The organism is Streptomyces sp. NPDC001980 (genome assembly GCF_040296885.1).
GTDB lineage: Bacteria > Actinomycetota > Actinomycetes > Streptomycetales > Streptomycetaceae > Streptomyces.
The window spans coordinates 111160-124592 of record NZ_JBEOYD010000004.1 but is presented as its reverse complement, the minus strand read 5'-3'; the positions used below and the strand labels follow the sequence as shown (position 1 = coordinate 124592).

Sequence of the window (13433 nt, the reverse complement as noted above, 5' to 3'; positions counted from 1 at the left end):
CTACGGCGCCAGGATGTCCAGCTCCTGGAGGGCACCCACGGTGATCTCGCGGGTCAGCTGTTCCGCGCGGGGTGCGTCGCCCTCGCGGACCGCCTCCGCGAGCTGGACGTGGAGGGTGACGGCGGCCGGGTCGGGGTCCTCGAACATGACCTCGTGCTGAGTACGGCCCGCGAGGACCTCGGCCACGACGTCGCCGAGCCGGGCGAACATCTCGTTGCCCGACGCCACCAGGATCACCCGGTGGAAGGCCACGTCGTGGAACAGGTACTCCTCCAGCTTGTGGCCGCGCGAGTGGGCCACCATGCCGAGGGCGCACTCGGTGAGCTCGGCGCACTGCCCGGCCGTGGCGTGCCGCGCCGCCAGGCCGGCCGCCACCGGCTCGATCGCGGAGCGCAGCACGGTGAGCGAGCGCAGCTGGTGCGGGCGGTCGGCGCCGGCCAGACGCCAGCGGATGACCTGCGGGTCGTAGACGTTCCACTCGGCCTTGGGGCGGACGGTGACGCCCACCCGGCGGCGGGACTCGACCAGGTGCATGGATTCGAGGACCCGGACCGCCTCGCGCATCACGGAGCGTGAGACCTCGAAGTGCTGGGCCAGTTCGTCGGTGCGCAGAACGCTGCCCGGCGGGTACTCGCCCGCGGTGATGGCGGGGCCGAGGGTGTCCAGTACTCGGCCGTGCAGGCCCCGGCCCGGTGTGCTCATGCACTCAGCGTACCGAGTGGATCACCGAGCCAAAAAGTCAGACTTATTTGTCACAGACTCTTGAATTCGTCGTACCTAATGGGTTTCAGTGAGGCGACACCTTCCGAGGAAGACACAGCGAGGCACTGATGCGCACCCCTCACGTCGTCGTGGTGATGGGCGTCGCCGGCACGGGCAAGACCACGATCGGTCCCCTGCTCGCCGCCCGGCTCGGCGTCCCGTACGCCGAGGGCGACGACTTCCACCCGCCGGCCAACATCGCCAAGATGTCGGCCGGCCACCCGCTCGACGACGCCGACCGGTGGCCGTGGCTGGACGCCATCGGCGCCTGGGCGCACGGGCGGGCGGGACTCGGCGGAGTGGTCAGCAGCTCCGCACTGAAGCGGTCGTACCGCGACCGGCTCCGGGCCGCGGCCCCCGACATCGTGTTCCTGCACCTGGCCGGCGACCGGCGGCTCATCGAGGACCGGATGTCGCACCGGCAGGGCCACTTCATGCCGACCGCCCTGCTGGACTCCCAGTTCGCCACGCTCCAGCCACTGGAGGCGGACGAGCCGGGTGTCGCCGTGGACGTCTCGGGCACCCCCGAGGAGATCACCGCACGGGCCGTGCGGGCGCTGGACGCGCTGCCCGGCCTCACCCCGCAGTAACTCCCCCCTTTCCTCCCCCCTCCCCCGTCACTGCAAGGAACCCCCCGTGACCAGACTCAGCGTCGAGATGCTGGCAGCGGACACCGTCGCGCCCATCACCTCGGCCGGACACGCCCGGCTCGGCATCGCCGTCCTGTTGGGCTTCGCCGTCATCGTCCTGCTCATCACCAAGTTCAAGCTCCACGCCTTCCTGGCGCTGACCATCGGCTCGCTCGCGCTCGGCGCGTTCGCCGGAGCGCCGCTCGACAAGGCCATCACCAGCTTCACCACCGGGCTCGGCGCCACCGTCGCCGGCGTGGGTGTCCTGATCGCGCTCGGGGCGATCCTGGGCAAGCTGCTGGCCGACTCCGGCGGCGCCGACCAGATCGTCGACACGATCCTCGCCAAGGCCGGCGGCCGGGCGATGCCCTGGGCGATGGTGCTGATCGCCTCCGTGGTCGGGCTGCCGCTGTTCTTCGAGGTCGGCATCGTGCTGCTCATCCCGGTGGTGCTGATGGTCGCCAAGCGCGGCCACTACTCCCTGATGCGCATCGGCATCCCGGCCCTCGCCGGTCTGTCCGTGATGCACGGCCTGGTGCCCCCGCACCCCGGCCCGCTGGTCGCGATCGACGCGGTCCACGCGAACCTGGGCGTGACCCTGGCCCTCGGCGTCCTGGTCGCGATCCCGACCGTGATCATCGCCGGCCCGCTGTTCTCGAAGGTCGCCGCCCGCTGGGTGGACGTGCAGGCCCCCGACCGGATGCTCCCGCAGCGCCCGTCCGAGGAACTGGAGAACCGCCCCGGCTTCGGCGCCACCCTCGCCACCATCCTGCTGCCGGTCGTCCTGATGCTGTCCAAGGCGCTGGTCGACATCGTCGTCGACGACCCGGCGGACACCGTCCAGCGCGTCTTCGACGTGGTCGGCTCCCCGTTGATCGCGCTGCTCGCGGCCGTGATCGTCGGCATGTTCACGCTGGGCCGGCCGGCCGGGTTCTCCCGGGAGCGGATCTCGCAGACCGTCGAGAAGGGGCTCATGCCCATCGCGGGCATCCTGCTGATCGTCGGCGCGGGCGGCGGCTTCAAGCAGACGCTGATCGACTGCGGTGTCGGCCAGATGATCCTGGAGATCTCCAAGGACTGGTCGATCCCGGCACTGCTGCTGGCCTGGCTGATCGCCGTCGCGATCCGCCTCGCGACCGGCTCCGCGACGGTCGCCACGGTCTCCGCGGCGGGCCTGGTGGCCCCCCTGGCCGCCGACATGTCGACGACCCACACGGCCCTCCTGGTGCTGGCCATCGGCGCGGGCTCGCTGTTCTTCAGCCATGTCAACGACGCGGGATTCTGGCTGGTGAAGGAGTACTTCGGCCTGACCGTCGGCCAGACGCTCAAGACCTGGTCGGTCATGGAGACGATCATCTCGGTGGTCGGGGGCGGCCTGGTGCTGCTGCTGTCCTTGGTGATCTAGGGGCGGGCGGAGTCCGACGGTGCGACCGGTGAGGCACCGCCGGACTCCGCCGTCTCGGCCGATCTCCGTGGCGGCGGGACGAGGGGAGCGGCGGCTGCCGAACTTCTCTCCGCGACCTTCTCTCCGCCGCAACGGCGATCAGCCACGACGGCGGTGTCCGGCGGTGCCCGATACGCCGTCGGAGCGCGTTCGACGGCTCCGCAGGGCTACCGCCGCCACAGCGGATGTTCGCGCTTGGCCCACTCGCGGCTCACCGTTCCCGTGCGCAGACCCCGTCTCGCCTCCGGGTCGCCCAGGGCCATGCCGACGTGGCCGGCCAGGACGATGCCGATGGTGAGGGCCAGCCAGTCGTGGACGAAGGTGGCCGAGGTGCGCCACATCAGGGGGGTGAGGTGGGTGAACCACATCAGGAGACCCGTGGCGAGCATGACGAGGGTCGCGCCGGCGATCCAGTTCGCGTAGATCTTCTGGCCGGCGTTGAACTTGCCCGCCGGGCGGGAGGACGGGCGCTTGTCGCGGCTCAGGGCGGCGACCAGCCAGAGCTTGTCGTGGGGGCCGAAGCGGTTCAGGAAGCCGAGGTCCCTGCGGAAGGCGCGGGAGGCGAGGCCCAGGACGACCGGGACGGGAAGGGCGAGGCCCGCGCACTCGTGGATGCGGACGACCAGTTCGCGGCGGCCGACGAGGATCGCCAGCTGCGGGATGTAGAGGCAGGCGGCCGTCGCGACGCAGAGGCCCATCAGCAGCGCCGTCGTGCGGTGGATCCAGCGCTCGGCCGGGGTGAAGCGGTGCAGCCGGTCGGTGGCGGCCGGGGCCTCAGCTCGTAGGCTCATCGTCACGTCCGTTCGAGCGGCCGACCCAGGCGTCGACGTCGTAGCCGAGGTTCTCCCAGTACCCCGGTTCGACCTTGTCGGTGACCGTGATGCCGGAGAGCCACTTGGCCGACTTGTAGAAGTACATGGGAGCGACAAAGAGGCGGACCGGGCCGCCGTGGTCGTGGGTGATGGCCTTGTTCTGCATGCGCAGCGCGACCAGGACGTCCGGCCGGCGCGCCTGGTCGAGGGTGAGGCTCTCGGTGTACGCGCCGTCGAAGCAGGTGAAGTGGATCGCCTTGGCGGTGTCCCGGACGCCCGCCAGGTCCAGCAGGTGCGAGAGGCGGACGCCCTCGAAGGGCGTGTCGGGGACCCGCCAGCCGGTCACGCACTGGACGTCCTTGACCAGCTTGGTCTGCGGCAGGGACTGCAGGTCGGCCAGGGTGTACGTCTGCGGCTTGTCGACCAGCCCGTCGATCTTCAGCTGGTAGTCCGCGGCGGTCTTGTCCGGCACGGACCCGGTCACCGAGTAGTAGCGGAAGCCGCCGCCGTTCGGGAGGAGTCCGGTCAGGCCCGTGGGGTCCTTGCCGGAGAAGGCGCCGAGGACCGTCTCGGTCATGCGTTGCAGCACCGGGGCGGTCACCAGTCCGAGCGCGCCGAGGCCGATGGTGCCGAGAAACACCCGGCGGCCGACCGGGCTGCCCTCCCCGGTGCGCCGCGGCTCCTCGGATTGTTCAGAGTTCACGTACTCATTCGAACACCATCGGGGCGTGTTCGGCCACGGAATCCGGCGGCCGTAAGGAATCCACAACCTCTTCTCATCAACCTCCCAGCGTCCGCTCCCGGGCCGCCCGGAACGCCTCGCACGGGTCGCGGTCCGGGTACGACCAGGGTGCCGGGGTGACATGCCGGCCGATCCGCTGGAACAGGGCCGCGGCCTCGGCGTACCGGCCGGCACCGAAGGTGGCGTGGGCGAGGTGGTTGAGGTCGACGTAACGGCGGGGATGCTCCTCGATCCCCCACTCCAGCCACCAGTCGAAGGCGGCGCCCAGGGCGCCCAGCGCCGACGGCTCGGTCCAGTGCCCGGCGGCGGCCGGGTCGGCGGGGGCCCGGCCGGTGGCGGCCAGCACCCGGTGGCGTTCGGTGTACGCGACGACCGGCAGGACGGCGAGCGGAGAGTCGGCCGGGGCCTCGGCCGCCGCGCGTTCCGCGAAGGCGCACAGTTCGTACGTCCCGCGGGTCTCGGTCTCCGCGATCCGGGCCGCCATCAGGTGGTGGGCGTGGTGGTGCTCGGGATGGCGGCGGCACACCTCGGCGAAAAGGCGGCGCGTCTCCTCGCCGGTGCCCAGGTAGCGGGCCAGCAGCAGGAGGCCGAGCCAGGGGGTGGGGTCGGCGGGGGCGAGGGCGGCCGCGCCGGCGCAGGCCTCGCGGGCCCGCTCCGGCTCCCCCTTGCCGCGAAGGGCACGCCGGACCAGGGTCAGGGCGTACAGGGTGGCGGCTCCGGCGGAGCCGGGCTCGGCGAGCAGCCACTCGCGGGCCCAGGCGATGGCGTAGGGCTCGCGGGCGAGGACGGTGACCCGGTGGCCGCGGCGGTCCCAGTCGTCACCCGTGTGGAGCAACAGGGAGCGGGCGGACTGCCAGCGGCCCTGGGTCAACGCGGCCCGCGCGGAGATGAGTTCGGCGTCGTCGAGGGCGTCGTCGGGACAGTGTTCGCACCCGGGGTGCGCCGGCGCAGGGGGAGTTTCGGCGACGGCCGGGCCGGGGCCTGCCACGGCCCGGCCTGGGCCTAAGAGGGGCGGGGTTGGGGGCACCGCGGAACTTCCTGGTTGTCGGGCTGCCATCGGCCGATCACGCACAGCAAACCCCCAGCCAAGACTTTGCGTCAAGTTGAACGGGGCTGGTACTCCGTTCAACTACCTTGCGTGAAGCGGAACTTGACGCGCGCCGGGGTCGGGTTGGCGTACGGTGACCGTGGGGCTCCGGGTTCCGGCTGTGGCGTACGCCATGGCGCGGGCCGCCCGGGCGTCGGACCATGGCCGTAGGGTCGCGCCACCGTCCCCATCCGCCCACCGAGACCGGCCCGGGCGGCGTGACCGAGTCAACCGCCCGGTTCCGGGTACTCCCCGGAGCAATCCCCATCCGGGAGCGCTACAGTCGGCCACTACGCACTCCGTAGCCCGGCCGCAGATCGAGGTACGCAGCGTGTCCGTTCTGGTTCTGATTCTCGCCGTGAGCGCGGCCTGTTGCCTGGGCTTCGGGTTCGTGCTCCAGCAGAACGTCGCCCAGAAGGCACCGCTCAGCGACTTCCTCTCGCCCCGGCTGCTGCTCGACCTGATGCGGGTGCCGCGCTGGCTCGGCGGCATCGGCCTGATGGTGGCCGGCATGATCCTCGGCGCGATCGCCCTCGGCAAGGGCGAGATCTCCCTCGTCGAACCGCTGCTCGCGACGAACCTCCTGTTCGCCCTCGCGCTCTCCCGGCACCAGACCAAGCATCCCCTCAGCCACCAGGGCTGGGCGGGCCTCATCCTGCTCGCGGGCGGGGTGACCACGTTCATCCTGGCGGGCCAGCCACGCGGCGGCGACGCCGTCACCAACCCTGCGCGGCACTGGCTGATCATCGGCGTGACGGTCGGCATAGCCCTGCTGCTCACCACCTACGCCAAGCGGTCCCGCCTGAGCGCGGGTCCCACCCTGCTCGCCCTCGCCGCCGGCCTGCTCTACGGCGTCCAGGACGCGCTGACCCGGGTCACCAGCACCCGCTTCTCCGAGGGCGGCATCATGGAGGTCCTGACCGGCTGGCAGCCGTACGGCGTGCTGGTCCTCGGGGTCACCGGGCTGATCCTCGTCCAGAGCGCGTTCGAGACGGCGGAGCTGCGCAACTCGCTGCCCGCGCTCACCGCGGCCCAGCCGCTCGCCGGGATCCTCTGCGGGGTCGGCTTCCTCGGGGACAGGCTGCGCACCGACACCGGGGCGCTGGCCTGGGAGGCGGCGGGGCTCGCGGCGATCGTGGCGGGCATCGTGCTCCTCGGGCTCCATCCGGCGATGCCGCGCGGTACGGCGCCGAAGGAGCCGTCGCTGGACCTCCAGCCGCGCTGACGCCGACCGCCGTCCGCCTGCTTGGATGGCGGCATGAGCGCTGCTGACGAAATCCTCGACATCGTCGACGAGAACGACCAGGTGACCGGCACGTCCCCGCGCGGCGAGGCATACGCCCGGGGCCTGCGCCACCGCTGCGCCTTCATCCTGGCCCGCGACGCCGCCGGCCGCGTCTTCGTCCACCGCCGCACCGCGACCAAGCTGGTCTTTCCCTCCCTGTACGACATGTTCGTCGGCGGTGTGGTCGGCGCGGGCGAGTCCTACGACGACGCGGCGCTGCGGGAGGCCGAGGAGGAACTGGGCGTGAGCGGTCTCGCCCGGCCGACGTTCCTCTTCAAGTTCCTGTACGACGACGGCGCCGGGCACAGCTGGTGGTCGGCGGTGTACGAGGTGCGCTGCGAGCTGCCGGTGCGGCCGCAGGTGGAGGAGGTGGCGTGGCACGACTTCCTCACCGAGGAGGAACTGCTGTCGCGGCTCGGGGAGTGGGAGTGGGTACCGGACGGGGTGGCGGCGTGGGAGCGGCTGCGGGAGTGGCGGGGCTGAGGCGGGGGGACGCTTACCGGCGCTTGCAGGGTGCCGCCGCGCCCACCCGTGCCGCCCTGCGGCACGCCTGCCCGCAGCTACGTGAGCTGACATGGCGCCCGCGGCTGAAGAGCCCCTTCAGGGGCGCTGGGGGTACCCCCGGCCGAAGGCTGGGGGAGGAACTGCCCGACCAGCCCCCACCCGGCCGCAGCCGAACGACCACGCGTCCCGACCCGCCGGTAGGCTTCCGGCACGTGATCGAATTCGCGCGGAACGTCCGTTTGTGGTTCGCCCCCGAAGAGGTGCGGCAGGAGGGCACGACCCCCGACTACCGTTTCTCCCTCGCCAACGAGCGGACCTTCCTCGCCTGGCTGCGCACCGCCCTCGCCCTCATCGGCGGCGGCTTCGCCGTGGACCAGTTCCTGCCCGACCTCGGCCGCGGCTGGCGCATCGGCCTCGCCCTCGCGCTCCTCGCCGCAGGCGTCCTCTGCTCGCTGCGCGCCGTGAACCACTGGATGCGCTGCGAGCGCGCGATGCGGCGCGGTGAGGACCTGCCGGTGTCCCGGTTCCCGGCCCTGCTGAGCGTGGTCATCGCGGTGGTCGCCGTCGCGATGGTCGTCGTCGTGCTCGTCGGGTGGGAGGGATGACGGAGCCGGCCCGCGACCCCGGGCTCCAGCCGGAGCGGACCCGGCTGGCCTGGCGCCGTACCACCCTGTCGGCGACCGTCGCCGGCGTACTCGCGGCGAAGACCGCACTGCACGGCAGCACCTCGGCCGGCGTCGTCGCCTGCGCCGCCTGCTGCGCCCTGTGGCTGGGCTTCCTCCTGGTCGCCCACCGCCGTATCCGCGCCCTGGCGGCCACCGGCCGTCCCGCGGCACTGACGTCCCGGCAGGCGGCCGGGGCGGTGCTGTGCACGGTCGCCATCGCCCTGTGCGCCGCCGCCCTGGTCGTGTGAGCCCTGGCTCAGCCCTCCTCCGGCCAGTCCACGGTGACCACCAGCTTGCCCCGGGTCCGCCCCGCCTGGCTGCGGCGCTGCGCGTCGGCCGCCGCCTTCAGCGGAAACGTCTCGGCGACATGGACGGTGACCGCGCCCTGTTCCGCGAGCGCGGTGAGCCGGGCCAGGTCCGCGGCGTCGGGGCGCGCCCAGCAGTAGCGGCCCCCGAAGTCGACGACGTCCGGGTCGGCGATCGAGGCCATCCGGCCCTCGGGGGCGAGCAGGTTCGCCGAGACGGTCAGGGCCTCGCCGCCGACGGTGTCGAAGACGGCGGCCACGCCCTCCGGGGCCAGTCCCCGCACGCGTTCGGCCAGGCCCGCGCCGTAGCTCACCGGCTCGCCGCCGAGGCCGCGGACGAAGTCGTGGTTGCGCTCGCTCGCCGTGCCGATGACCCGGGCTCCGAGGTGGGCCGCGATCTGGACGGCGAGGGAGCCGACCCCGCCGGCGGCGGCGTGCACCAGGACCGTCTCGCCGCGCTTGACCTCCAGGGCGTGGACCAGCACCTGGTAGGCGGTGAGGCCGGCCAGCGGCAGCCCGGAGGCCTGTTCGAAGGTGAGGTTGCGCGGCTTGCGGGCGAGGGTGCGCACCGGGGCGGCGACGTACTCGGCGAGGGTGCCCCGGGAGAGGAAGTCCTCGCGAACGTAGCCGATCACCTCGTCGCCGACCGCGAACTCGGTGACGGCCGGGCCCGGCTGGACGACGACTCCGGAGACGTCCCAGCCCGGGATCACCGGGAAGACGGCGTCCATGATGCCGTGCAGATGGCCCTCGCGGCACTTCCAGTCGACCGGGTTCACGGCCGCCGCCCGGACCTTCACCAGCACCGAGTCGGGGCCGACCTTCGGGTCCTTGACCTCGCCGTACTCCAGCACCTCGGGGCCGCCGTACCGGCTGTAGCTGATGCCTCTCATGCCATGACCCTCCGGGGTACTCGGACGCCACGCAACCGGGATGCCCGCATATGTGCGGTTTGCGTGGCAGCCTGTCCGTCGGCATCACGCCACACTCCCGAACCCCACCCCCCTGAACCCCGCACTCCCGAAGGCGAGCACCATGACCACCCTGCACCAGGAACACACCGCGCACGGCCACAGCCACGGACCGGGCTGCGGGCACGACCAGGTGCCGCACGGCGACCACGTCGACTACGCGCACAACGGGCACCTGCACCGCGAGCACGGCGGCCACTGGGACGAGTGCGAGCCCGCCGGTCACATCACCCACGAGGCGCACGAGCACCGGCACGGCGACGGCTGCGGGCACACCGGCGTGCTGCACGGCGACCACATCGACTACCTGCACGACGGCCACCGGCACGCGGAGCACGACGGCCACTGGGACGATCACTGAGCCGGTCCTCGAAAGTGACGGCTACCCGCTCCGCGCACGCGGGGAGCCGTCACCCGCCGTGCGGGTCGTAGGGTGGTCCCGGTCACGTTTGGCTCACGCGCTGGACGACATACCGACTGGTCGGCATCATGAGTCGGGTCCTGTTCATTCGTTCGTAGGAGCGATGCATGAGCCCCGACCACCCGCCCGGACTCGACCTCGACCGGCTGCGCGCCCTGCTCGACCGCGAGCGCCCCGGCCTGGTGACCGGTCCGCTGACCGGAAGGCTCATCGAGGGCGGACGGTCGAACCTCACCTACGCGATCTCCGACTCCACCTCGAAGTGGGTCGTACGGCGGCCGCCGCTGGGCCATGTCCTGGCCACCGCGCACGACATGAGGCGCGAGCACCGGGTGATCAGCGGGCTGTACCCGACCGAGGTGCCGGTGCCGCGTCCGGTGCTGCTGTGCGAGGACGACGAGGTACTCGGCGCGCCGTTCTACGTGATGGAGTTCGTGGACGGCACCCCGTACCGCACCTCCGAGCAGCTCGCCCCGCTCGGCCCCGAGCGCACCCGCAACGCCGTGCTGTCCCTGGTGGACACGCTGGTCGAGCTGCACGCCGTGGACCCCGAGGAGGTGGGACTGGCCGACTTCGGCCGCCCGGAGGGCTTCCTGGACCGCCAGCTCCGCCGCTGGGGCAAGCAGCTGGACGCCTCCCGCAACCGCGAGCTGGCCGGCATCGACGAGCTGCACGCGACCCTGGGCCGCCGCCTGCCCGACTCCCCCGCGCCCACGGTGATCCATGGCGACTACCGCCTGGACAACGTGCTGATCGGCGACGACGACCGGATCAAGGCGATCCTCGACTGGGAGATGTCCACGCTCGGCGACCCGCTGACCGACCTGGGCCTGCTGGTGATGTACAGCCTGCCGCTGGGTGCGCCGGACTCGCCGGTGTCGACGACCGCCGAGGCGCCGGGCCACCCGGACCCGCGGGAGCTGGTCGAGCGCTACGCCGCCCGCTCGGGGCGGGACGTCTCGCACATCTCCTGGTACACGGCGTTCGCCTGGTTCAAGCTCGCCGTGATCCTGGAGGGCATCCACTACCGGTACACGCTGGGCCAGACGCTCGGGCAGGGCTTCGACCGTATCGGCGAGCTCGTCCCCGTCTTCATCGACCACGGACTGACCACTCTTCAGGAAGGCTGACCGGCCATGGACTTCGCGTTCGACGCGCGCACCGAGGAACTGCGCGCCAAGCTTCTCGCCTTCATGGACGAGTACGTCTACCCGGCCGAGGCGGTGGCCGAGGAGCAGCGGGCCGCGCTGGCCTCGCCGTGGGACACCCCGGCCGTGGTCGAGGAGCTGAAGGCCGAGGCGCGCAGGCAGGGCCTGTGGAACCTCTTCCTGCCCGACGCCGAGTACGGCGCCGGTCTCACCAACCTCCAGTACGCGCCGCTCGCCGAGATCACCGGCCGCTCCCCGCACCTGGCGCCCACCGCGCTGAACTGCGCGGCGCCGGACACCGGCAACATGGAGGTGCTGGCCCAGTTCGCCGACGACGCGCAGAAGAAGCAGTGGCTGGAGCCGCTCCTCGCCGGTGAGATCCGCTCCGCGTTCGCCATGACCGAGCCGGAGGTGGCCTCCTCCGACGCCACCAACATCACCACGTACATCGAGCGCGACGGCGACGACTACGTCATCACCGGCCGCAAGTGGTACATCTCCGGGGCGATGAACCCGGACTGCAAGATCTTCATCGTGATGGGCAAGACCGACCCGGACGGCAGCGACATCCGGCGCCAGCAGTCCATGGTCCTGGTCCCGCGCGACACCCCGGGCGTCACCGTGAAGCGGGCGATGAAGGTCTTCGGCTACGAGGACCACTCGCACGGCGGCCACGCCGAGGTGGTCTTCGACCACGCGCGTGTGCCGGTGACGAACCTGATCGGCGAGGAGGGCGGCGGCTTCGCCATCGCCCAGGCCCGGCTCGGTCCGGGCCGGATCCACCACTGCATGCGGCTGATCGGCATGGCCGAGCGGGCGATCGAGCTGATGTGCCGCCGGGCCGTCTCCCGCCAGGCCTTCGGCAAGGCGCTGGCCCAGCAGGGCGTGGTGCACAACTGGATCGCCGACGCCCGCGTGACGGTCGAACAGCTGCGGCTGCTGGTCCTCAAGACGGCCTGGCTGATGGACACCGTCGGCAACCGGGGTGCCCACGCCGAGATCCAGGCCATCAAGATCGCCACGCCGCGTGCGGTCGTCGACATCATCGACCGGGCGATCCAGCTGCACGGCGCGGGCGGCGTCAGCCAGGACTTCCCGCTGGCCGACCTGTACGCCGGGGCCCGCACCCTGATGATCGCCGACGGCCCGGACGAGGTGCACCAGCGGTCGCTGGCGCGGCGGGAGCTGAAGAAGTACCTGTAGGCGACGCGCGGTTCGGGGCCGGTGCGGACATCGGAGATGCCCGCACCGGCCCGTCGCCGTCCGCCTCAGCCCGTCCGGCCCACCAGGAGCTGGTAGAAGATCGGCTCGCCGGTCGTCGTCACCCGGTGCTGGAAGCGGGTCCGTTCCAGCAGTTCGAGACGTCCGTCGGCCACCAGCCGCTCGACGGCGACGCCGAACCCGTCCGGATCCGCCTCGTCCATCCACTGCTCGTGGAGGGTGAAGGCCACGGGCGCGCCCGACGGCAGCGCCCCGAGTGCGTTGACCAGGGCCCGCGGTGTGGCGTGCGTGCCGCCGAACGCGCCGGCCGACACCAACCCGCCGAACGCGTACGGGCTCAGCGCCGCACGGAGTCCGTCGCCGAGCTGGAAGTCGCCGACCACGTAGTCGGCGTAGACGCCCGGCCGGTCGCGCAGACACGCCTCGCGCGCCGCCGGCAGCGCGTCGACACCGACCACCCGGGCCACGCCTCCGCGCCGCACCAGTTCGCCGACCAGTCCGGTGCCGGAGCCCACGTCCAGCACCGTCATCGACTCCGGCGCCGTCCCGAGGCTCGCGGCCGCGCGCAGGAAGCCCTCCGCCGCGACCTGCGGCGACCTGCACCGCAACCGTTCCTGGACGACGTGCTCGTAGAGGCCGGGCACGGCGTAGATCCGCGTGTACTCGTGCAGGTGCACCGTCTCGTGCTCGCTCAACTCGATGTACTCGCCGTCGGTCACCGGCGGGCCGAGCAGCCGGACGCCCGCAAACGCATCTGCCATGCGGGCGAGACTATGCGCCCGTGTCCACGCGCCGCCACCAGGAGGAGCACCGGCGGGAGAGCTCAGGGACGCAGTGCCCGCAGCAGCAGGTCGGCCAGGTGGTCGGCGACCTCCTGGGGGGTCATGGGTCCGTCGGGGCGGTACCAGGTCGACAGGTGGTGGACCGAGCCGAAGTGGTAGTCGACGACGAGGTCGGCCGGGGTCGCGGTGGAGAAGACGCCCTCGCGCTGGCCCTCCTCGACGAGCGCGCGGAAGCGTTCGTGGTAGCGCCGGCGCTCGGCGCGTACCTGCTTGTTCTTCTCCGGGCTCAGGTGGTGCATGGACCGGAAGAAGATCATCGCGTCGTCGAGGTTCTCGATGGTCGTGACGACCACGTCCGCCGCCGCGCCCCGCAGCCGCTTCTCGATCGGCTCGTCCGCGTTCGCGAAGGCGTCGAGCCGCTCCTGCTGGACGCGCAGCACGCGCGCGTACACCTCGTGCAGGAGGTCGTCCTTGGAGCCGAAGTAGTGGTACAGCGCCCCCTTGGTGACGCCGGCCGCCTCCACGATCTCCTGCACGGAGGTGCGGTCGTACCCCTGCTCCGCGAAGAGCCGGGTGGCGGCGGCAAGAAGCCGCTGCGGAACAGGAGCCCCGTCTCCGTCCGTCGTCCTGGGCACTGCCGCCACCTGCCTTTCTC

At 72.0% G+C, this 13433-nt stretch carries 16 protein-coding genes; 9 read left to right on the top strand and 7 right to left on the bottom strand.

Annotated features, from left to right (window positions below):
- Positions 1-702 (bottom strand): FadR/GntR family transcriptional regulator, encoded by a 702-nt coding sequence (locus ABT137_RS07400; protein WP_351703939.1) that lies wholly within the window; start codon positions 700-702, stop codon positions 1-3.
- 128 nt (positions 703-830) lie between these two features.
- Here ABT137_RS07400 and ABT137_RS07395 point away from each other — a divergent pair, with 128 nt between their 5' ends.
- A complete protein-coding gene (locus ABT137_RS07395; protein WP_351703936.1) occupies positions 831-1352 on the top strand; it encodes a gluconokinase in 522 nt (173 codons plus the stop codon).
- 46 nt (positions 1353-1398) lie between these two features.
- Positions 1399-2796, top strand: a complete 1398-nt coding sequence (locus tag ABT137_RS07390) for a GntP family permease (RefSeq protein WP_351703933.1) — start codon at positions 1399-1401, stop codon at positions 2794-2796.
- 206 nt (positions 2797-3002) lie between these two features.
- Here the strand turns inward: ABT137_RS07390 and ABT137_RS07385 are convergent, their stop codons facing one another.
- The 3 genes from ABT137_RS07385 to ABT137_RS07375 all read right to left on the bottom strand — a co-directional run bounded on the left by ABT137_RS07385 (position 3003) and on the right by ABT137_RS07375 (position 5416).
- Complete coding sequence (locus ABT137_RS07385; RefSeq protein WP_351703930.1) at positions 3003-3626, bottom strand: cytochrome b/b6 domain-containing protein; 624 nt, start codon at positions 3624-3626, stop codon at positions 3003-3005.
- Positions 3610-4350: a molybdopterin-dependent oxidoreductase gene (locus ABT137_RS07380; protein WP_351703927.1), complete on the bottom strand. Its 741-nt coding sequence runs from the start codon at positions 4348-4350 to the stop codon at positions 3610-3612. The genes ABT137_RS07385 and ABT137_RS07380 overlap by 17 nt, the downstream gene beginning before the upstream one ends.
- A gap of 76 nt (positions 4351-4426) precedes the next feature.
- On the bottom strand, positions 4427-5416 hold the full coding sequence (locus ABT137_RS07375) for a hypothetical protein (protein WP_502984485.1): 990 nt from the start codon (positions 5414-5416) through the stop codon (positions 4427-4429).
- A 391-nt stretch (positions 5417-5807) separates the two neighbouring features.
- Here ABT137_RS07375 and ABT137_RS07370 point away from each other — a divergent pair, with 391 nt between their 5' ends.
- The 4 genes from ABT137_RS07370 (at position 5808) to ABT137_RS07355 (ending at position 8178) form a co-directional block, all read left to right on the top strand.
- Positions 5808-6701, top strand: a complete 894-nt coding sequence (locus ABT137_RS07370) for a DMT family transporter (protein ID WP_351703921.1) — start codon at positions 5808-5810, stop codon at positions 6699-6701.
- A gap of 33 nt (positions 6702-6734) precedes the next feature.
- Positions 6735-7244 (top strand): NUDIX hydrolase, encoded by a 510-nt coding sequence (locus tag ABT137_RS07365; RefSeq protein WP_351703918.1) that lies wholly within the window; start codon positions 6735-6737, stop codon positions 7242-7244.
- 233 nt (positions 7245-7477) lie between these two features.
- Positions 7478-7870 carry a YidH family protein gene (locus ABT137_RS07360; RefSeq protein WP_351703915.1) on the top strand — a complete coding sequence of 131 codons (393 nt, stop codon included), beginning with the start codon at positions 7478-7480 and terminating at the stop codon, positions 7868-7870.
- On the top strand, positions 7867-8178 hold the full coding sequence (locus ABT137_RS07355) for a DUF202 domain-containing protein (protein WP_351703912.1): 312 nt from the start codon (positions 7867-7869) through the stop codon (positions 8176-8178). The genes ABT137_RS07360 and ABT137_RS07355 overlap by 4 nt, the downstream gene beginning before the upstream one ends.
- An 8-nt stretch (positions 8179-8186) precedes the next feature.
- On the opposite strand, the gene ABT137_RS07350 is transcribed toward ABT137_RS07355, so the two are convergent.
- The gene (locus ABT137_RS07350; RefSeq protein ID WP_351703909.1) at positions 8187-9128 is read right to left on the bottom strand and encodes an NADP-dependent oxidoreductase; all 942 of its coding nucleotides are present in this window, start codon (positions 9126-9128) and stop codon (positions 8187-8189) included.
- 142 nt (positions 9129-9270) lie between these two features.
- On the opposite strand from ABT137_RS07350, the gene ABT137_RS07345 reads away from it, so the two are divergent.
- The 3 genes from ABT137_RS07345 to ABT137_RS07335 all read left to right on the top strand — a co-directional run bounded on the left by ABT137_RS07345 (position 9271) and on the right by ABT137_RS07335 (position 11978).
- Positions 9271-9567, top strand: coding sequence for a hypothetical protein (locus ABT137_RS07345; RefSeq protein ID WP_351703906.1), 297 nt, complete (start codon positions 9271-9273; stop codon positions 9565-9567).
- Between the two features lie 167 nt (positions 9568-9734).
- Entirely contained in the window at positions 9735-10757 is a 1023-nt protein-coding gene (locus ABT137_RS07340; RefSeq protein WP_351703903.1) for a phosphotransferase family protein, read from the top strand.
- A gap of 6 nt (positions 10758-10763) precedes the next feature.
- Entirely contained in the window at positions 10764-11978 is a 1215-nt protein-coding gene (locus tag ABT137_RS07335; protein WP_351703900.1) for an acyl-CoA dehydrogenase family protein, read from the top strand.
- A gap of 65 nt (positions 11979-12043) precedes the next feature.
- Here ABT137_RS07335 and ABT137_RS07330 read toward each other — a convergent pair whose 3' ends face one another.
- Together ABT137_RS07330 and ABT137_RS07325 are read right to left on the bottom strand one after the other, a co-directional pair.
- A complete protein-coding gene (locus tag ABT137_RS07330; protein WP_351703897.1) occupies positions 12044-12757 on the bottom strand; it encodes a class I SAM-dependent methyltransferase in 714 nt (237 codons plus the stop codon).
- Positions 12758-12819: 62 nt separating this feature from the next.
- Complete coding sequence (locus ABT137_RS07325; RefSeq protein WP_351703894.1) at positions 12820-13413, bottom strand: TetR/AcrR family transcriptional regulator; 594 nt, start codon at positions 13411-13413, stop codon at positions 12820-12822.
- Between the last annotated feature and the right edge of the window lie 20 nt (positions 13414-13433).